1 pseudogene is annotated in these 524 nt (G+C 52.3%); it reads right to left on the minus strand.

Annotated elements, in window-relative coordinates:
* Nucleotides 1-494 (minus strand): annotated as a pseudogene (locus tag ACH8JV_RS19525) (Ig-like domain-containing protein); the annotation flags it as partial.
* Nucleotides 495-524: the final 30 nt, after the last annotated feature.

The following is a 524-nucleotide window of genomic DNA, read 5'->3' on the forward strand; positions in this document are numbered from 1 at the left end:
ACATTACCTGCAGGGTCGGTCGCTGTCACAGTTACCGTATGTGGTCCATCGGTCAACACTGGAAGCGTATTGTCTGCAAGGGTCCAGGTACCGTTGCCGTTATTGACTGCTGGATAGTCTGTGCCATCTACAGTCACCACCACAGTCGCAGTCGGATCATTCACTGTACCGGTCAGCGCAGGTGTGCTGTCATTCGTCAACACATCATCTAGCGCAACCACAGGTGCCGTAATGTCTGCAGAGACTGTACCTGAACCTGGCAATGAGGTATTGCCTGCAGGGTCGGTTGCTGTCGCAGTTACTGTTTGACCATCAGTCAAGTCACCTGGGTTTGGCACTGTCCATTTACCATCAGGACCTGCAACTACAGTTGCTGTTGTGCCATCAGGGAAGCTCACAGTCACGGTTGATCCCGCTTCTGCTGTACCTGTCACTGGATCAGTGGCATTGATTGGATCAAGAACCGGTGCATTTGGTGCTGTGGTATCGATAGTCACCACTGCACCTGTTGTACCCACATTACC

Origin of the sequence: Acinetobacter sp. ABJ_C5_2, assembly GCF_044538485.1 — a bacterium.
GTDB classification, from domain to species: domain Bacteria; phylum Pseudomonadota; class Gammaproteobacteria; order Pseudomonadales; family Moraxellaceae; genus Acinetobacter; species Acinetobacter nosocomialis_A.